The sequence below is a fragment of the Amycolatopsis sp. CA-161197 genome (assembly GCF_050942255.1).
Classification (GTDB): Bacteria; Actinomycetota; Actinomycetes; order Mycobacteriales; family Pseudonocardiaceae; genus Amycolatopsis.
The window spans coordinates 9994493-10012271 of the sequence record NZ_CP192059.1 but is presented as its reverse complement, the minus strand read 5'-3'; the positions used below and the strand labels follow the sequence as shown (position 1 = coordinate 10012271).

14 protein-coding genes are annotated in these 17779 nt (G+C 69.2%); 5 read left to right on the top strand and 9 right to left on the bottom strand.

Annotation, left to right across the window (positions count from 1 at the left end):
• The first annotated feature begins 25 nt into the window (after positions 1–25).
• Entirely contained in the window at positions 26–670 is a 645-nt protein-coding gene (locus tag ACQPXB_RS47535) for a hypothetical protein (RefSeq protein WP_386944436.1), read from the top strand.
• Between the two features lie 269 nt (positions 671–939).
• Here the strand turns inward: ACQPXB_RS47535 and ACQPXB_RS47530 are convergent, their stop codons facing one another.
• On the bottom strand, positions 940–1542 hold the full coding sequence (locus tag ACQPXB_RS47530) for a TetR family transcriptional regulator (RefSeq protein ID WP_432848622.1): 603 nt from the start codon (positions 1540–1542) through the stop codon (positions 940–942).
• Positions 1543–1605: 63 nt separating this feature from the next.
• On the opposite strand from ACQPXB_RS47530, the gene ACQPXB_RS47525 reads away from it, so the two are divergent.
• Positions 1606–3411, top strand: a complete 1806-nt coding sequence (locus ACQPXB_RS47525; RefSeq protein ID WP_432848620.1) for an FAD-dependent monooxygenase — start codon at positions 1606–1608, stop codon at positions 3409–3411.
• 128 nt (positions 3412–3539) lie between these two features.
• On the opposite strand, the gene dusB is transcribed toward ACQPXB_RS47525, so the two are convergent.
• Positions 3540–4685 carry a tRNA dihydrouridine synthase DusB gene (gene dusB, locus ACQPXB_RS47520; RefSeq protein ID WP_432848618.1) on the bottom strand — a complete coding sequence of 382 codons (1146 nt, stop codon included), beginning with the start codon at positions 4683–4685 and terminating at the stop codon, positions 3540–3542.
• Between the two features lie 371 nt (positions 4686–5056).
• The gene (locus tag ACQPXB_RS47515) at positions 5057–6097 is read right to left on the bottom strand and encodes a zinc-dependent alcohol dehydrogenase (RefSeq protein ID WP_432848616.1); all 1041 of its coding nucleotides are present in this window, start codon (positions 6095–6097) and stop codon (positions 5057–5059) included.
• Positions 6098–6413: 316 nt separating this feature from the next.
• Here ACQPXB_RS47515 and ACQPXB_RS47510 point away from each other — a divergent pair, with 316 nt between their 5' ends.
• Positions 6414–7763: an MFS transporter gene (locus ACQPXB_RS47510; protein WP_366589790.1), complete on the top strand. Its 1350-nt coding sequence runs from the start codon at positions 6414–6416 to the stop codon at positions 7761–7763.
• A 57-nt stretch (positions 7764–7820) separates the two neighbouring features.
• Here ACQPXB_RS47510 and ACQPXB_RS47505 read toward each other — a convergent pair whose 3' ends face one another.
• The 4 genes from ACQPXB_RS47505 to ACQPXB_RS47490 are packed head-to-tail and all read right to left on the bottom strand — an operon-like array spanning position 7821 to position 11460.
• Positions 7821–9065: an LLM class flavin-dependent oxidoreductase gene (locus ACQPXB_RS47505; protein ID WP_432848614.1), complete on the bottom strand. Its 1245-nt coding sequence runs from the start codon at positions 9063–9065 to the stop codon at positions 7821–7823.
• A 31-nt stretch (positions 9066–9096) separates the two neighbouring features.
• Positions 9097–9858 (bottom strand): SDR family NAD(P)-dependent oxidoreductase, encoded by a 762-nt coding sequence (locus tag ACQPXB_RS47500; protein ID WP_432848612.1) that lies wholly within the window; start codon positions 9856–9858, stop codon positions 9097–9099.
• A gap of 12 nt (positions 9859–9870) precedes the next feature.
• Positions 9871–10644, bottom strand: a complete 774-nt coding sequence (locus ACQPXB_RS47495; protein WP_366589782.1) for an alpha/beta fold hydrolase — start codon at positions 10642–10644, stop codon at positions 9871–9873.
• Positions 10645–10662: 18 nt separating this feature from the next.
• Positions 10663–11460, bottom strand: coding sequence for an SDR family NAD(P)-dependent oxidoreductase (locus ACQPXB_RS47490; RefSeq protein WP_366589779.1), 798 nt, complete (start codon positions 11458–11460; stop codon positions 10663–10665).
• A 151-nt stretch (positions 11461–11611) separates the two neighbouring features.
• Between ACQPXB_RS47490 and ACQPXB_RS47485 the strand changes: the two genes are divergently transcribed.
• Positions 11612–12193, top strand: a complete 582-nt coding sequence (locus tag ACQPXB_RS47485; RefSeq protein WP_366589776.1) for an NADPH-dependent FMN reductase — start codon at positions 11612–11614, stop codon at positions 12191–12193.
• Complete coding sequence (locus ACQPXB_RS47480; protein WP_432848609.1) at positions 12193–13728, top strand: AMP-binding protein; 1536 nt, start codon at positions 12193–12195, stop codon at positions 13726–13728. The genes ACQPXB_RS47485 and ACQPXB_RS47480 overlap by 1 nt, the downstream gene beginning before the upstream one ends.
• Here the strand turns inward: ACQPXB_RS47480 and ACQPXB_RS47475 are convergent.
• Both ACQPXB_RS47475 and ACQPXB_RS47470 read right to left on the bottom strand, forming a co-directional pair.
• Positions 13625–15574 carry a helix-turn-helix domain-containing protein gene (locus ACQPXB_RS47475; protein WP_432848607.1) on the bottom strand — a complete coding sequence of 650 codons (1950 nt, stop codon included), beginning with the start codon at positions 15572–15574 and terminating at the stop codon, positions 13625–13627. The genes ACQPXB_RS47480 and ACQPXB_RS47475 overlap by 104 nt on opposite strands.
• Entirely contained in the window at positions 15571–17610 is a 2040-nt protein-coding gene (locus ACQPXB_RS47470) for a helix-turn-helix domain-containing protein (RefSeq protein ID WP_432848606.1), read from the bottom strand. Before ACQPXB_RS47470 ends, ACQPXB_RS47475 begins: the two co-directional genes overlap by 4 nt.
• Between the last annotated feature and the right edge of the window lie 169 nt (positions 17611–17779).

Sequence of the window (17779 nt, the reverse complement as noted above, 5' to 3'; positions counted from 1 at the left end):
ACCCGACAAGGTTCTGGAGAATCCCATGCTGCGCAAGACTGTTCTGTCCCTGGCTGCTTTCGGTGCCGTCGCCGGCGCGGTGCTCGGCGGTGCCGGCATCGCCTCCGCTTCGCCCGCCTCCTCCGGCGCGAGCGGCATCCTCGACTCGGGCATCAACTTCTCGGAGCCGCAGGGCTCCCAGGGCATCGGTGGCGACGGCGGCGAGTGCATCACCGTCAACATCCCCGCCACCGGTTCGCTGCAGAGCTTCGGCGGCACGATGACCCTGTGGACCGGCGCCGACTGCAAGACCGGCGACGCCGCGGTCCTCACCGACAGCGTCTCGAACATCCCGGCCACCTTCGGCGCCGGCTTCGCCCACGTCCAGTCGATCTTCATCGGTGACAACGCCCCCGCGAAGCCGCCGGTCGCCGGCGCCAGCGCGATCATCGACTCGGGCAAGAACTTCTCCGAGCCCCAGGGCTCGCAGGGCATCAACGGCAACGTCGGCGACAAGGTCAACATCAACATCCCGGCGACCGGCTCGATCCAGTTCGTCTCCGGCACCTTGACGCTGTACACCGGCCCGAACCTGACGGGCAAGTCCCTGGTCGTCACCCACGACGTCGCGGACCTCGCCGCCCTCGGCTTCGGCCAGGTGCAGTCGGTGCTGATCGGTGCGGCTGCCTGATCCTGGCCGCTCGCGTGAAAGGCCACTCCGGCGTTCGGAGTGGCCTTTCGCGTTTGTCCACAGCCCCCTGTGGACAACCTGGGGACAGCTTGTGGAGAACGGATGAAATCGCAGGTCAGAGCTTGATCCCGCCGGCGATGATGCGGTGGGCGGCCATGAGCGGCTTGAGCTGCGGGCCGTCCGGCCACCAGCGCACGAGCTGGGTGATGCCCGGCTCTACCAGCCCGTCGAACAGCTTCTCGACCTGTCAGTAGTCACGCCGGGGCAACTCACGGGGCCGTGGGGCGGGTCGCGTTCAGCCCGGCGAGCACGACGCCGAGCGCGTAGCGGAAGTCGTCGGCCGGAGTGGCGCCGGTGGCTTGGCGAGCGCGCAAGCCTTGTGCCATCACGGGAAACGGGATCTCCATGCTTTCATCGGGCCTGGTCTGGTCTTCGACCGCACGGCCGAGGACGAAGTGGACGAACACCCCCGCCGCGCGCGTCGCGTCGGCGAGCGGGAACCCCGCCCGGTGCAGGACCTCGACGGCGCGCTCCGCGAATTCACCCAGCGACCGGGCCACGCTCAGGTCGGCGCCGATCGCGATGCTCGGCACGTCGCGGTGGCCCAGGAGCGCGGTGTGCAGCGCGTTGCCCGCTTTTTCCAGCCACTCGAGCCAGGGCGTGGTCTTGTCCGGCAACTGGTTCAGCACCGGCTCGACGATCGCCCCGGTCATGTGGTCGAGCAGCGCGCGTTTGCTACTGAAGTGCCAGTACAGGGCGGGCGCCTTGACGCCGAGCTCGTCGGCGAGCCGCCGGACGGTGAGCTTGTCGAGCCCGTCTTGCTCCAGCAATCGCAGCGCGGTGCGCACCGCGGCCGGCACGTCGATCGGCATGCTTCTTGACTCCTTAACTAGTTCAGGAGCAGAGTAGCACTTAACAAGTTAAGGAGGCTTCTCATGGATGCGGACGTCATCGTCGTCGGAGCCGGCCCGGTCGGCCTCCTCCTCGCCGCCGAAGTCCAGCTGGGCGGCGGCCGCGCTTTGGTGCTGGAACGACTCACCGAACCCTCGCGTGATCGCAAGGCCCGCGGCATCGGCCCCCTGGCCACCGAAGCCTTGTGGCGCCGCGGCCTCGGCCCCCACCTGTCCGCCGCGGATCCCGCCGGTGCCCGCGACTTCACCCGTGACCACGGCACCGAACTCGGTCACTTCGCGAACATCCACAAACTCGCCCCAGACCCCGGCCGCCCCGGCACCCGCATCTGGCAGCCGGACCTGGAACGGCTCCTCACCACCCACGCCGAGACGCTCGGTGTCCGGATCCTCCGCGGCCACGACGTCGTCGCCCTCGAACCCGGCGCCGACAGCGTCACGGCCATCACCCACACGTCCGCCGCCGAACACCGCCTGCGCGCCCCCTACCTGATCGGGTGCGACGGCGCACACAGCCGCGTTCGAAAACTCACACCGTTCGCCTTCCCCGGCACCGCACCCCTGCTCCGCACCATCGCCGGCGCGGTCTCCTTCGCCAGCCCCGCCCCCGCCCCCGGCCGCTACCCCACAGGCACCTTCCTCCACGGCGGCTCGCTCGCCGGCGTCACGGAACTCGCCGACGCCGCGCCGCCTGCTCCAGCCGCGACGCCCGGCGCCGTCGCCCCGATCGACAACGCTCAGCCGGTCACCTCGGTCGGCGCCACCGCACCTGTCGTCTCGGTTGGCGATGGCCGCCTGCCCACTCCAGTCGAAAACGCTCAGCCGGCCACCTCGGTGGGCGTCAGCGCGCCAGTCGTCGCGGCTGGCGAAGGCCGCCGGTCCACTCCGGTCACCGGCGGTGGCCCGGTCGTCTCAGCCGCTTCGCCCGGAGGAGATCCCTTTGGTGCTCCGGCTGTCTCGGCCGAAGTCGCTACCTCCACGCCGGAGAGGCCGACCGACCATGCCGCTCCGATCGCCTCACACGGCTTGACCGGCGAAGGTCACCCGGCCACCGCCGTCGCGACGAACGGCAGCCGTGGTCCGGTCACCGCGGCCGAGCTGGCCGCCGCCATCCGTCGCGTCACCGGCGCCGACGTCGCCATCGAAGGCCTCCGCGAACCCCGCGACTTCACCGACCAGGCGCGCCAAGCCGACACCTACCGGCACGGCCGAATCCTGCTCGCGGGCGACGCCGCCCACGTTCACTCGCCCAGCGGCGGCCAGGGGTTGAACCTCGGCCTGCTCGACGCGATGAACCTGGGCTGGAAACTCGCCGCCGTAGTCCGCGGCGCCGCGCCCGAGTCGCTGCTCGACACCTACACCCGCGAACGCCACCCCGCCGCGGCAGCCGTGCTGCACAACACCCGTGCGCAGTCGGCGCTCCTGGCTCCCGGGCGCCATGTCGACGCCCTGCGCGACATCGTCAGCGACCTCATGGAAATCCCCGCGGTGAACCGGTATTTCAGCGCTCTGCTGTCCGGTGTGGACCATCGCTACGAGCTTCCCTACCCTGCTGCCGAACCCGTCGGCCTGCACTCGTCCGATCTCGACCTCACCGACGACCACGGGGTGCGCTCCAAACTGCACGAACACCTGCACTCCGGCCGTGGCCTGCTCCTGCTCACACCCGAGACGCAGGCTTTCGCGAATTATGCGACGAACCGTGTTGAAATCCTCCCAGTGACCAACACCGGCGCACTCCTCCTCCGTCCCGACGGCATCATCGCCTGGGCAGAAGGGGACAACCAATCGTTGCAACTCGCACTCGACACGTGGTTTCCCGCGCAATAATCAGGTCAGCGAAGCGCGAAAATGCTCACTGGCTGCGAATTATGCGACAGGCCCTGTTCGAATTCCGTCGGCAACCAACACCGGCGCACAAAGCCAAAGCCCGCATGCCCAAAGCCCCATGCCCGGGCTCAGCCGCCCGAATGCATGTCCTCGGCCTCAGGCACACAGTCGTCATCCGGGTCGTCCAGCCACCCGTGCGGCAGCGTCACCTTGCCCGGCGAACCCTGCCGGCCCCGCGGACCGTCGGCGTTCTCCGGGAACGGCGCGTCGAAGTCGAGGCGGGTGATGAGGTCGTCGAGCTCGTCGAGGCTCGACACCATCGCGAACCCGCGCCGCAGCTCGGATCCCACGGGGAAGCCCATGAAGTACCACGCCATGTGCTTGCGCAGGTCACGCATCGCCTTGGTCGGCCCGTCGTGCGCCACCAGCAGCTCCGCGTGCCGGCGCAACACCCGCGCGACCTCGCCCAGGTTGGGCCCGGCCGGAATCTCGCGCCCCGCGAACGCCGCCTCCAGCTCCCCGAACAGCCACGGCCGCCCGAGGCACCCGCGCCCGACGACCACGCCGTCGCAGCCGGTCTCGTCGACCATGCGCAGCGCGTCGGCGGCGGAGAAGATGTCGCCGTTGCCCAGCACAGGAATGCTGGTCACGGCCTGCTTCAGCTCGGCGATCTTCGACCAGTCGGCCTGGCCGGAGTAGCGCTGCGCGGCCGTGCGCGCGTGCAGGCTGACCGCCGCCGCGCCCTCGGCCTCGGCGATGCGCCCGGCGTCGAGGAACGTGCGGTGGTCGTCGTCGATGCCGACGCGGAACTTGACCGTGAACGGCACCCCCGCCTCGGCTGCGGCCGCGGCCGACTCGCGCACGATGTCCGCGAACAGCTTCCGCTTGAACGGCAGCGCCGCCCCGCCGCCCTTGCGCGTCACCTTCGCGACGGGACACCCGAAGTTCGAGTCGATGTGGTCCGCGAGCCCTTCACCGGTGATGATCTTCACGGCCTCGCGCATCGTCTTCGGATCCACGCCGTAAAGCTGCATCGACCTGGGCTTCTCGTGCTCGCCGAAGGTCATCATGTGCATCGTCCCGGGGTGCCGCTCCACGACGGCCCGCGCGGTGATCATCTCGCACACGTAGATGCCCGCCCCGTACTCCGCACACAGCTGCCGGAACGCGACATTCGTGATCCCCGCCATCGGCGCCAACACGACCGGCGGATCGACCTGATAGGGGCCGATCCGCAGGGCGGGCTTGCTCAAGGTGGCGGTCACGTCCTCCATTGTCGCTTGTGGCGTCGATCACGTCGACCAGGGGCAGGTCAAGACGACTTCGCCAACTGGCTGACCCGCCGGAACGAGACCCCGAGTACGTCGCCGGCCTCACGCTGCGAGGGTCCCAGCGCGAGCAGTTCTCGCACGGCTGCCCGGTTTTCCGCGGCAGCCTCTGCCTGCTTGCGCTGGGCTTCCTCGCGAGCACCTCGGCGCGGGCCTGATGATCTTCCACCGAGTCCGGCAGGTGAAGTTCGTCCTCGTCGCTACGAAGCTCATTCCTGATCTCGATGACGTCACGTCCAGCCAGGGTTAGACGCAACCGTCTACGGCGGGCCAGACAGTGCCCCCGATCGAATGAAGTCGTCCTTGTCGGCCGTCACCTATGGCGACACCACCACCTTGATCGACGCCCCCGTGTCCCGCTGCGCCTCGAACGCCGCCGTGATGTCGGCGAGGGCGAAGCGGTGCGAGATGAGCGGCCGGACGTCCACCCGCCGTGACACGAGCAGGTCGAACGCCTCCTGGCAGTCGCGGGGGGTGTAGGCGAAGCTGCCGAGCAGGCGGAGCTCCTTCTGGACCAGGTCGTCGACCGGGACGCTCAACGGGTGGGCCGCGAGCGCGATCGCGGCGATCGGCGCGGCGGCGCGGGCCAGCGAGAACGCCAGCGGCAGCACGGGAGCGGCACCGGAACATTCGAACACCGCCCCGATCGCACCCGAACGAGGTTGGTAGGGCGACGAAGTCGTGCCGCGCGAAGCGAACAGCGAGGCGCCCACATCGTCGGACGAGGGGTTCAACGCCTCATGCGCCCCGGCGGACAGGGCGGCCTCGAGGCGGCGGTGTGAAGTATCCACCACGATCACATCACGGGCGCCCGCCGCGAGGAGGACTTGCACCACGCACTGTCCGATTGTTCCCAGGCCGAACACCACGATCGGCTCGTCCAACGGCGGCCCGGCGTGGTGCACGGCCCGCACGGCCACCGACAGCGGCTCGAGAAAACAGGCTTCCTCCAAGGGAAAGTCGCTGGGCAACACGAACAAGTGCTGCCCGGGAACGACGCTGCGCACCAGCACCTCGTCCCCGAACCCGCCGGAGTGGCCGGACCCGCCGGAACACAGGTTCTGCCGCCCTTCCGAACACCGCGGACAAGAACCGCACGGCGCCGCCGGGTTCACCGCGACCCGATCGCCGACCCGCAAGCCGGCCACCTCGGATCCCACTGCCGTCACCGTTCCCGCGTACTCGTGCCCGAGCGGCACGCCGGGCGCGATCCACACGCCCTCGGTGTAGGAGTGCACATCGGAACCGCAGATCCCGCACGCCCCGACGGACAAGACCACATCGGACGGTCCGCACACCGGTGCGTCGACCTCTTCCAGGGAAAGGGTTTCGATCGCCTGCCAAGTGACTACGCGCACAACAGCCTCCTAAATGGAACACCAAGTCCTTTGTGGCCGGGAAGAAAACCCCGGCACCCCAACAAACCCCGAAACGCCGACCAACGGTAACCACGCATTGCGCCGCACGGGTGAATCCCGAAAGATCAAGAAACCTCTTGCTGCACAAGAGCTTTGTCCTGAATCGAGAAGCTCCGAAGTGGCGCTTGACACACTCTGAAGCCGGGCGCAAGCTGTCTCGAACCGACTAGTCGGTCGGGAGCACTTCGGCTGAGGCACCTGTTCCGCCTCCCTATCCACCACCTGCATCCGCACCCCTGTGTCCGGAGGGTCTTTCATGTCGTTCCCCGCACCGGTAATCCGCCCCAAGCTCTTCATGGGCAAACGCGGGCTGATGCTCGCGAGCATCCTGATCGTCAACTTCGTGGTCTGGCTGGACAGCGCGAAGTTCAGCCTGCTCAACCCGTTCTGGTCCACCGACCTGCACCTTTCGCCGAGTCAGATCTCGAGCGTCACGGCGAGCTACCTGCTGGGGTACTTCCCCCTGCTGCTGCTCGCCGGCATCCTCGCCGACCGCATCGGCGCCAAGCTGATGCTCATCATCTGCATCTCCGGCGTCACGGTGCTCTCGGCGACGATGGCGTTCGTCCACACCTACAACGAGATGTGGTGGCGGAACCTGATCTTCGGCGTCTTCTTCGGATTCTCGTGGGCTCCTTCACAACGGCTCCTTTCCGTGTGGTTCCCGGGCGCGCTCGGCGCCAGGGCGACGTCGACGTGGATGAGCTCGACCCTCATCGCCGGTGTGCTCGCGCCGGCGATCGCACTGCCGCTGGCGAACCACCTGTCCTGGCGGGACGCGTTCATCGTCGTGGCGGCGCTGGGTGTGCCGGCGCTGGTGATGCTGGTTCTGTTCACCGCCAACAAACCCGAGAAGCTGCGCGGGATCACGCCGGAAGAGGTCGCGCGCATCCACGCCGAACACCGCGGGGTCGAGGTCCGCGAGAAGCTGAGCTTCCGCGAACTGCTGCGAGCGCTCAAGAACCGCAGCATCCTCACGATGATCATCGCGACCGCACTGGCGACGACCCCGACGTGGCTTTCGGGTCCGTGGCTGCCCTACGGCCTCATCACGCTCGACAAGGTCAATCCCGACACGGTGGCCTGGGTCAGCCCGCTCATCGCGGCGATCCCGGTCCTCTTCGGACTCGTCAACGGCACGCTGGTCACCCGCTTCTTCGGTGGCCGCACGCGGCCGTGGCTGGTGGCCGGGCCGGCCTGCGGTGCCGTCGGGTTCCTGATGGGTGTGCTGCTGCATGATTCGACGTGGGTCCTGTGGGGATTCTTCATCGGGGCCTTCGCCTTCCTCTGCGATCCGATGTTCTGGGGCACGGTCAACAGCTACTGGGCCGGCATCGCCCGGCCGGAGGTCACCGGCACGCTCAACGGCGCGTCGGCGGCCATGCAGGTCGCGGTCGGCTGGATCATCACCGACCAGAGCGGGAAGTGGATCGACACGTCGGTGTCGGGCCGCGGCCAGCTCGACACCATCTGGATCGTCGGTGCGATCCTGTTCGCAGTCGCCATCATCCCGGTCCTTCTGTCCAAAGAGGTACGGGTGCACCAGGCCGTGGCGGGCGACCTCGAACCGACGCTGCCGGCCCGGACCACCGATCCGGTGTCCTGACGCACAGGAGCTGAAGAAGGGGCTTCCCCGCACCGCGCGGGGAAGCCCCTTCGTCGTTCAGCCCGCGGTGACTGCGGAGGGGAAGCGTTCCGCGATCCGCTGCTGGCTCACCTTGGGCGTCCAGCGGTCCTCGAGCCCGGCCCAGATGTCGCGCAGCTTCGGGATCACCTGCGTCCCGAACAGCTGGTTGTTCATCGCCGCGACCTCTTCGGGCAGGTTGCCGACGTGCATGCACGTGATGAGCTGGCCGATCCGCAGGTCCGTCACGAGGTCACGCACGCGCTGCTCGACCCGCTCCGGCGTGCCGGCGATGATGTAGCCGAGCTTGTCGTACTCCCAGAAGGACAGTTCGCCGTTCTGGGCCTTCATGCGTTCCTCATTGGACATCGAGCGCGCCCGCGTGAGGTTGGCCCGGATCGACGGCAGCGAGTTGTAGCCCGGTGGCGTCGCGAACTCCAGCGCCGTCGGGTTCTGGCGGTAGAAGTACTTCACGGCGTCGCCGTAGAGGCGCTCGGCCTCGGCGTCGCTGTCGGCGCAGCAGATGATCTGGGTGAACGCCATGCGGTTCGGGTTCGTGTCGGCGCCCTGCTGCTCGGTGTAGTCCCAGAAACCCTTCACGATCGGCTCGGCGCTCTGCTTGCCGCTGAACGAAAGGTAGCCGTAGCAGTAGTTGAAGGCGTTGACCACGTCCCAGGTCTCCACACTGCCACTGCCCGGGATCCACACGGGAATCTCGTCCTGCACCGGCCGCGGCCACGTGTTGACATAACGCAGCTTGGTGTACTTCCCGTTGAACGCGAACGGTTCCTCGGCCTTCCACGCGCGCGTGATGAGGTCACGGGCCTCGTGGAAGCGATCGCGGAGCTCGATCGGGGGCACACCGTAGGAGAAGGCCGTGTCCATCGGGGTGCCGAACACCATGCCGGCGATGATGCGGCCGCCGGAGATCGTGTCGAGCATCGCGATCTCCTCGGCCACGCGGACCGGCGGGTTGTACAGCGCGAGCGAGTTGCCGCACAGGGCGATCGCGGAGTTCTGCGTGGTCCCGGCGAGGATGGCGGCGATCAGGTTGGGCGACGGCGTCATCGCGAGTGATGTTTGGTGGTGTTCGTTCAACAACAGGGAGTCCCAGCCGAGGCCGTCGGCTTGCTGCATGAGGCGCAGGTAGGTGTGGTAATCCTCGTGCACCTGCGACGGGTCGGCCACCGACGCCGGCGGCGTGACCCACGAGCTGTGCACGGTGCTGCCGTAGTCGTCGGGGAGCTTGGTGTAGTACTGCTGTGCGAACCAGTGGAACTTCACGTGCGTACCTGCCTTTCGAAGGAGTAGGGGTTCAGCCCGCTGCCATGGAGCCGCCGTCGACGCGGTAGGTCTCGCCGTTGACGAACGCCGACTCGTCGGAAGCCAGGTACAGCACCATGTTCGCGATGTCGGACGGCAGCCCGGCGCGCGGTGACGGGGTGCCGGCCAGCGACTGCTCCGGGAGGTCGGGCACCGCGTCGAGCAGCTGTTGCGTCTGGATCACGCCCGGGGCGATCGCGTTGCAGCGGATGCCCTGGCGTCCGTGCTGCGCCGCGATGTACCGCGTCAACCCGACAACGGCGGCCTTCGTGGTGCCGTACGCCGTGAGCCCGGTGCTCCCGCGCAGCCCGCCGATCGAGGCCATGTTCACAATCGAACCGCCGTGGCCGGCCTCGACCATGTGCGGAAGTGCGAATTTGCACACCAGGAAGATGCTCCGCACGTTCGTGGCGAACGCCCGGTCCCACAGCGCGATGTCGGTGTCGATCACCGTGGTGTCGCCGAACCACGCGTCGGGCCCGACCAGCGCGGCGTTGTTGTGGATCACGTCCACGCGCCCGTGGCGTTCGATCACCGCGGCGACCATGTCCTCAATGGACTGCCGATCGGTGGCGTCGAAGCGCACGGCGCTCGCCGTGTCCCCGATCTTCTCGGCCACCAGCTTGGCGCCGTCCTCGTTGATGTCCGCGACCACCACGGACGCGCCTTCACGCGCGAGCGTGTACGCGGTCTCGCGGCCGATGCCCGCCGCGCCTCCGGTGACCAGTGCGACCTTGCCGTCTACCCTGCCCATTTCGACGTCCTCTCAGGAATCCAGGAAAGCGGTGACCACGGACACGAACTCGTCTTCCTGCTCGACCATCGGGTAGTGCCCGGCCTCGTCGATCACGGTGACCTTGGCGTCGGGCACGAGCCGTGCGAACTCCTCGGCGTACGCGGTGGTCACGAGGCCGTCGGACGCGCCGTTGACCACCAGCGTCGGCGCGGAGATCAGCGGCAGCCGGCGCCGGAGGCCGCGTTCGGCGATGGGCCACATGAACTTGGTGGCCGAGCCGAGGTTGCGGGCGGAGAACAGGATTCCTGCGTGGGGGTCTTCGGGGTCGGGCACGAAGTTCGTCGGCTCCTGCTCGGGCGGGCCGGCGTGCCACTTGGCGGCCTTCACGTCGGCGGCCGCGCCGAACGGGTCGAGTGAAGGCTGGTCGTCGAGCCAGATTCCGAACGGATCCACCAACACCAGCCGTCGTACGAGTTGGGGAGCGATCACGGCGAGTTCGGCCGCGAACATCCCGCCGAGCGAGTGCCCGACGACGTCCACCTGCTCCAGACCCCAAGAACTGACCAGTGCGCGGTGGAACAGGGCGACGTCGAGCACGTCGGTGAAGTGCTCGAACCCGGTCGACTTGCCGTAGCCCGGCAGTTCGGGCGCGAGCACCCGCCGGGATTCGGCAAGGCGCTTCAGGAAGCCGGCGGCGCCGGGGTGGCGCTCGTACCCGTGCAGGTACAACAGGGGCGATCCGCTGCCGTCCTCCCAGAGGTCGACCTCGAACCGCCCGATGCCTGCGATGTCCAGCGTTGTCATGCGGGAACCTCCATTCCGCTAGTCGGTGAACTGGCCGCCCGCCGGGTGCAGCATCTGGCCGGTGACGAACGACGATTCGGCGGACGCGAGCCACAGCACCGCGTTCGCTTGCTCTTCAGGGGTGCCGAGGCGGTTCATCGGCGTGATGCTCATCGCCGAGGAGTAGGCCGCCTCGTTGTCCTCGATGCCGGCGATCATCGGCGTCGCCGTGTAGCCGGGGCCCACGGCGTTCACGCGCACGCCGGTGGTGGCGAGCTCGAGGCCGAGGACCTTGGTGAGCATCCAGACGCCGGCCTTCGACGTGCAGTAGGGCGCCGCGCCGGCGAGGGGGATCTTCGCGGCGCTCGAGGCGATGTTGATGATCGAACCCCCGTCACCCTGTTCGAGCATCTGCCGGGCGAGCGCGCGGTCGGTCATCATCACGCCCAGGACGTTGACGTCCAGCACCCGCCGGAACGCCTCCGTCGCCAGGTTCACCACGTGTGTCGCGTCGCCGTTCTGCGCGCGGGTCTCGACGTTGCTCATCCCCGCCGCGGTCGCGATGCCGGCGGCCGCCACGCCGACGTCGACCCGGCCGAACTCGGCCACCGCCGCGGCGACGAGGGCGTCGCAGTCGGCTTCGCTGGTGGTGTCTGTTCGTTTGTACACAGCCTTTTGGCCGATTTCTTCCACCAGCCGTAAGGTTTCGCTGGCATCTTGCACGTCGCCGATCACCACGTGTGCGCCCTCGCGCGCGAAGCGCACCGCGGTGGCCCGGCCGATGCCGCTCGCGCCGCCCGTGACGACGGCGATCTTGTTCTCCAGTGCCATGACCATGGGCTCGACTGTGACCTGCGGCACGAGGGTGCGACAACGGAAGTTCGTGCGCGCTGCGGGCCCGCGGCATGTGCGGATTCCCATTGCCGCCGTGCCCGGGCGCCGCTGACGATGAAGTGGCCAAGTCAGCGCGAGTGACGGGTGGTGGGTCGTGGAACGAGCTGGACAGCTGCACATCGTGGGCCTCGGGGGGACCGTGCGCCCCGGATCGTCGAGTGAGCAGTCGCTGCGGATCGCGTTGCGGCACGCGGAAGAGCTGGGCGCGACCACGCACGCGTTCGCCGGGGCGTCGTTGGCCCAGCTGCCGATGTACGCGCCCGGTGGCGACGGCGGTGCGGTGGCGCGCGAGCTGGTCGAGCACCTGCGGCGGGCCGACGGCGTGATCATCGCGTCGCCCGGGTACCACGGGTCGATGTCGGGGCTGGTCAAGAACGCTCTGGACTACGTGGAGGACATGCGTGAGGATCCGTTGTCCTACCTCGCCGACCGGGCCGTCGGGCTCGTCGTGGCGGCGCACGGGTGGCAGGCGGGGGTGACGACGCTGGGCGCGTTGCGAGCGGTGGTCCACGCGTTGCGCGGCTGGGTCACGCCCTACGGCGCGGTGGTGAACTCACTGGAGACGCAGTTCGCCGACGGTGTGTGTGACCAGCCACGGGTGGTACAGCAGCTGCACCTGGTGGCCGACGAGGTGGTGCGGTTCGCGGGTCTTGTCGCCGGGGCGCGGGTCGCCTGATGGAGCTCTCGTTCGAACCCCTGACGCCACTGTCCTATTTGGACCGTGCGGCGGCGGCGCACGGCTCCCGGGTCGCGGTGGTCGACGGTGCTTCTCGGTGGACGTACGCGGAGCTGCACGACCGGTGCCGTCGGCTGGCAGGGGCGCTGGCGCCGTTGGCCGGCGGGCGTCCGGTGGCGGTGCTGGCGCCGAACACGCACGTGTTGCTGGAGGCCAACTTCGGTGTGCCCTGGGCGGGAGTGCCGCTGGTGGCGGTGAACACGCGGCTGTCGGCGCGCGAGGTCGCGTACATCCTGGAGCACTCCGAGGCGTCGGTGCTCGTGCACGATCCCGTGTTCGACCCGCTGGTGGACGAGGTGCTCTCGAAGGTCAGCGGGGTGCGGCGGATCCGGGCCGGGGAGGAGTACGAAGCGCTGCTCGCGGCCGCTGCTCCGCTGGCGTTGACACCCGACGACGAGCGGGCCGTGCTGTCGATCAACTACACGTCCGGCACCACCGGCCGGCCGAAGGGCGTGTTGTACCACCACCGCGGCGCCTACCTGCAGGCGTTGGCGATGGTGGGTCACGTGGGATTGTCACCATCTTCTGTGCATTTGTGGACACTCCCGATGTTCCACTGCAACGGCTGGTGTTTCCCGTGGGCCGTCACGGCAGCGGCGGCGACGCACGTGTGCCTGCCGAAGGTCGAGCCCGCCGAGGTGTGGCGGCTGATCCGCGAGGAGGGAGTCACCCACCTCAACGGTGCGCCCACGGTGTTGTCGATGTTGGCTTACGCACAAGAAGCTGGGCGAGTCACACCAACGGTGCGTGTGGCGACCGGCGGTGCACCACCGTCTCCGGCGATCCTGCGGCGCATGGGTGAGCTGGGGTTCGACGTGACGCACCTGTACGGGCTCACGGAAACCTTCGGCCCGGCCATGATCTGCGACTGGCGTCCGGAGTGGAACGATCTCGACACGACGGCTCAGGCGCGGATGAAGGCGCGCCAGGGCGTGGGGAACATGATCGCGTGTGTCGTGCGGGTGATCGGGACCGACGGGGTGGACGTGCCCGCCGACGGCGTGACGGTCGGCGAGATCGCGTTGCGGGGCAACAACGTGATGCTCGGCTACTTCAAAGACCCCGAGGCGACGCGCGCGTCGGCACCGGACGGCTGGTTCCGCACCGGTGATCTGGGCGTTCTCCATCCCGACGGATACGTGGAACTACGCGACCGCAGCAAGGACGTGATCATCTCCGGCGGTGAGAACATCGCGTCCGTCGAGGTGGAGCAGGCGATCGCGGACCACCCGGCCGTGCTGGAGGTTGCGGTGGTCGCCGCGCCGCACGAGCACTGGGGTGAGGTGCCGGCGGCGTACGTGACGCTCCACGCCGGCGCGTCGGCGACGGAGGAGGAGATCGTCGCCCACGTGCGGTCGCGGCTGGCGCGGTTCAAGGCGCCGAAGTCGGTGGAGTTCGGTGAGCTGCCGAAGACGTCGACGGGGAAGGTGCAGAAGTTCGTGCTGCGGGAGCGGGCGCGGCGGGGTCCGGCATGAGCCGGTAGAGCTGCAGGGCGACCTGCAGGTCGAGGGTGTTTTCCGGGTCGCGCCAGCCGGCACCGTCGAGCACGTGGTCGATGCGGTCGAGGCGCTGGTAGAGCGTGTTGACGTGGATGCCGAGCGCGCGGGCCGCGGCGGGCGGGCTCTGGCCGCGGTCGAAGTAGCACTCGACGGTGGCGAGCAGGGAGGAGCGGTGTTCGGCGTCGTAGTCGAGCAGCGGTCCCAGGGCGCGGCGGACGACGCGGCGCAGTTGGTCGGGGCCGACGTTGTCGAGCACGACGCCGACCACGCCGAGTTCGTCGAGGCCCGCGCCGCTGCCTTCCCGGCCGAGGGCCAGGAGGAGGCGGTGGCAGCGCAGGGCCTGGTGGTGGGTGGTGCGCAACGCCGGGAGGTCGTGAGCTGGGCCGGCGGCTCCGGCGGTGACGGGGGTGCTCGAGTCGAGCTCGGTCGCGACGGCCCGGGCGATGGCGCCGGCGTCACACCCGGGGAGGATCAGGACGAGGTGACCGTCCACTTCGCTCGCGAGGCCGCCGCGCCGGGTGGCGACGCATTCGGCGGCGGATGTGAGTTCTTGCGCATCGCCTGAGACCACCACGATCACGTGCGGTTCGTTTTCCACCAGAACCGTGAATCTTTTCGCACGCCGTGTGATGGAGTCCCAGTCGGGTTCGCGGTCGCCGAGGAGGTCTTCCACCAGTTCGTGGCGCAGGTCTTGTTCGACTGTTGCCGTTTGGCGTTCGAGAAGTACCAGGAGTGTTGCGGTTTGTGCCGCGCGTTCGAGGGTGCCGAGTTCGGTTTCGGTCAGGGGCTGGGTGCGCCCGAAGTACAGCCGCCCGTGTGTTTCGCCGCCGGCGCGCAGCGGGACGACAGTGCCGGCGCGGAACACGGCCTCGACCGGGATCCCGCCGGGCGCGGTGGCGGCGACGCGGTCGGTGCCGGTCTCGAGGGCGACGGTGCCGTCGAGCAGTCGCGCCATCGTGTCGGCGACTTCGCCGAGGCCGGCGCCCGCGAGCGCGAGCGGCACCAGGAGCTCGTGGGCGGCGCCGGCGAGTTCGAGCGCGTGGCGTTGTTCGGACATCTGCGCGTGGGTTTCGCGCAGCTCCTCCGTCGTGCTGCCGAGCTGGCCGAACAGGCGCGCGTTGTCGATCACCACGGACGCGTGGTGCGCAAGCGACGTCAACAAAGCGATGTCGTGTTGATCGAATGTTCGCTCGTGACGATCGGCCGCGAACAAGGCGCCGATCACGCGTTGCCCGAGTTTCATCGGCACACCGGCGATGCTCACCACGCCGTCTTCTCCGACGGCGCTCGCCACGTGCGTTTCGCGGTGGATGCGGGGGTCGGTGAGGTAGTTGGTGGTCGCGAACGGACGTCCAGTGGCGATCACGCGGCCGCCGACGCCCGAGCCGGGCCGTTGGCGCACTGAGCGGATCGGCGCGGTGACCGTGCCGGAGGTGACGCGCATGTAGGCGTCGCCGGTATCGTCGTCGATGAGGGCGATGTAGGTGGAGTCGGTGGCCAGGAGGCGGCGGACGCGATCGACGATGGCACTGAGCACCTCGTCGACGTCTCGCAGCGAGGTCAGGTCGCGCGCGGTTTCGTACAGGGCTTGGGTTTCGCGTTCGCGTTGCGCGCGGCGGGCGAGGATGCCGCGGACGGTGCGGGCGTCCGCGATGGCTTGCCGGAGCAGGGTCTTCCGGCCGCCTTCGGGAAGCGCCCGGACGTGGGCTTCGACGGCCTCGAAATCAGTGGCCGGCGCCTCTTCGGCGAGCAGGAACGTGAGATGGGCGAGGGCTTCGGCAGGGTTGTCCACTGTGGACCTGGTGAGCGCTTCCGCTGTCATGACACCACCACCGGGATCTGGTCGATTACGCGCCGGAGCTGCAGGGCGATGCGTAGCGTGAGGGCACCCGCGGGCTCACGCCAACGGCGGTGCCCGAGCACCTGGTCGACGCGGTCGAGGCGCTGGTAGACGGTGTTGGCGTGCACCTGCAGCCGGCGCGCGGCGGCGCGGGGGTTCTCGCCGGCGGCGAAGTAGCCGTCGAGGGTTTCGGCCAGCAGGGAGCCGTGCTCGTCGTCGTAGCTCAGGATCGCGCCGGCGTTGTCCTCGACGAGGCGGCGGACGTGTTCGCGGGAGGCGCCGTCGAGCACCAGGCCGAGCACACCGAGGTCGGCCAGGCTGGCGGCCGTGCCCGCTCGCCCGAGCGCGACGAGCAACCGGTGGCAGCGCTCGGCTTCCCGGTGCAGGCTCCGCACGGCGGGCGCGGTCGCGGCGGGTCCCGCCACGCCCGCGGTGACCGTGCCGCCGGTCGCGCGCTCGAGGTGCCTCCGCGCGGCTCTCACGGCGGCCGTCGCGTCGGCGCAGGGGAGCACCAGCACGACGTGCCCACCGTGCTCGGTCGCCACACCCCCGTGCGCCCGGACGTAGTCGGCTGCGGCCCTCAGCAGCCGCCGCCTGGTGGTGCCGCCGGCCGAAACCACGAGCACCGTCTGCCGCACGGCAAAATCGATCGCACCCGACACCTTCGCGCGCCGCCGCAACGCCGCCCAATCCGGCTCACGTTCGGCAAGCAACTCATCCACGACCTGCCCGCGCACCTGCTGTTCGGCCGCGGACATCTGACGTTCGACGAGCAACAACAACGCCGCCGTTTGCGCCGACCGCTCGAGGATCCGCTTGTCAGTGTCCAACGGCTCCGCGCGCCCCGAGAACACCAGATGCCCGAACGTTTCACCCCCAGCCCGCACGGGCACCGTCCACGCGCGCCGCCCCAAATCCCGCACCCGGCCAGGTCCGGGTTCGTTGGTCGGCCCGGATTCACCGATGCTCCTGCCCTGCTCGCTTCCGGACTCCGCCGGCAGCGCGGCCCGATCGGCGGGGCCGTCCACCAGGTCCGTTCCGGCAACCTCCGCGGCGACCGGCGGCAGGTCCGGCAGCCGATCCAGCAGCTCCGCCGGGCCGGCCTTGGCCAGCGGCGTCCCGTCGGGTTCGGCGGCGAGGACCGCGCCGTCGAGGGTCTCGGCGACGGCGGCCACCAGTTCGGCCAGGTCGGCGCGGCGCAGGACCATCGCCATCAGCTGTTCGTGGGCGGTCGCTGCCTGTTCGAGGGCTTTGTTGTGGCGGGCGAGCTGGTCGTTGGCGACCGTCAGCTCCTCGGCGGTGGCCTTGGTGGCTGCGAAGAGGCGTGCGTTTTCCAACACGATCGCCGCGTGATCCGCGAGCGAGCCCAGCAGGTCGATCTCGGATTGTGCGAATGTTCGCTCGTCGCGGTTGGCTCCGAACAGCACGCCGATCACTTCCGAACCCACGCGCATCGGGACGCCGAGGATGCTCACGATCCCGTCCTCCGCCACGGCCGACGCGACGGAGTGCTTGCGGCGAATCCGGTTGTCGCGCAGGTAGTTGGCGGTGGCGAACGGGCGGCCTTCCTGCGCGACCCAGCCGCCGACGCCGTACCCGGGCGGCTGCCGCAGCGATTCGATGGGCCGCGTGATCGTGCCGAGCGTGACGCGCATGTACGCGTCGCCCGTCTCCGGATCGACGAGCGCCATGTACGCGGCGTCGGTGCCGAGCAGCCGGCGCGCGCGGGCGACGATCGCGTCGAGCGCGGCGTCGACCTCGCGCACCGAGGCGAGGTCACTGGCCGTGTCCAGCAGCGCCTGCATCTCCCGCTCGCGGCGCTTGCGGTCGGCGAGCAGCCCGCGGATGCGCGCGGCCCTGGTCAGAGTGAGGGCGACGAGCTCCCCATCACCCTCGCCCGCCAGGTCCTCGCCGAGCCGGTCGAACTCGCCCGTCGCGCCGGTTTCGTCGGCGAGCAGGTGCAGCAGCCTGGCCAGGTCCTGTTCCGTGGTGGTCACACCGCCGTTGGTGTTGTCCATCTCGTCTCCTCGGTGCCTGTTGACATCTTGACCACAGATGTCCGGCCCCGTCGACCAAAAGCCGCTGGATGGCGCAGTGCGTGTGCGTTCACCCACGTCCGATGTGCGGCTCGTGTACATCCTCCTGTTGTCGCGCGACCCGGCGCGGCCGGATGCTCGTGTCTTCGAG

What these genes read in the sequence shown, in the direction of transcription:
- ACQPXB_RS47500 (WP_432848612.1), bottom strand. Translation starts at nt 9,858, where the DNA reads ATGGGCAGGGTAGACGGCAAGGTCGCACTGGTCACCGGAGGCGCGGCG.
- ACQPXB_RS47490 (WP_366589779.1), bottom strand. Translation starts at nt 11,460, where the DNA reads ATGGTCATGGCACTGGAGAACAAGATCGCCGTCGTCACGGGCGGCGCG.
- ACQPXB_RS47480 (WP_432848609.1), top strand. Translation starts at nt 12,193, where the DNA reads ATGGAGCTCTCGTTCGAACCCCTGACGCCACTGTCCTATTTGGACCGT.
- ACQPXB_RS47470 (WP_432848606.1), bottom strand. Translation starts at nt 17,610, where the DNA reads ATGGACAACACCAACGGCGGTGTGACCACCACGGAACAGGACCTGGCC.
- ACQPXB_RS47530 (WP_432848622.1), bottom strand. Translation starts at nt 1,542, where the DNA reads ATGCCGATCGACGTGCCGGCCGCGGTGCGCACCGCGCTGCGATTGCTG.
- ACQPXB_RS47525 (WP_432848620.1), top strand. Translation starts at nt 1,606, where the DNA reads ATGGATGCGGACGTCATCGTCGTCGGAGCCGGCCCGGTCGGCCTCCTC.
- ACQPXB_RS47495 (WP_366589782.1), bottom strand. Translation starts at nt 10,644, where the DNA reads ATGACAACGCTGGACATCGCAGGCATCGGGCGGTTCGAGGTCGACCTC.
- dusB (WP_432848618.1), bottom strand. Translation starts at nt 4,685, where the DNA reads ATGGAGGACGTGACCGCCACCTTGAGCAAGCCCGCCCTGCGGATCGGC.
- ACQPXB_RS47510 (WP_366589790.1), top strand. Translation starts at nt 6,414, where the DNA reads ATGTCGTTCCCCGCACCGGTAATCCGCCCCAAGCTCTTCATGGGCAAA.
- ACQPXB_RS47475 (WP_432848607.1), bottom strand. Translation starts at nt 15,574, where the DNA reads ATGACAGCGGAAGCGCTCACCAGGTCCACAGTGGACAACCCTGCCGAA.
- ACQPXB_RS47535 (WP_386944436.1), top strand. Translation starts at nt 26, where the DNA reads ATGCTGCGCAAGACTGTTCTGTCCCTGGCTGCTTTCGGTGCCGTCGCC.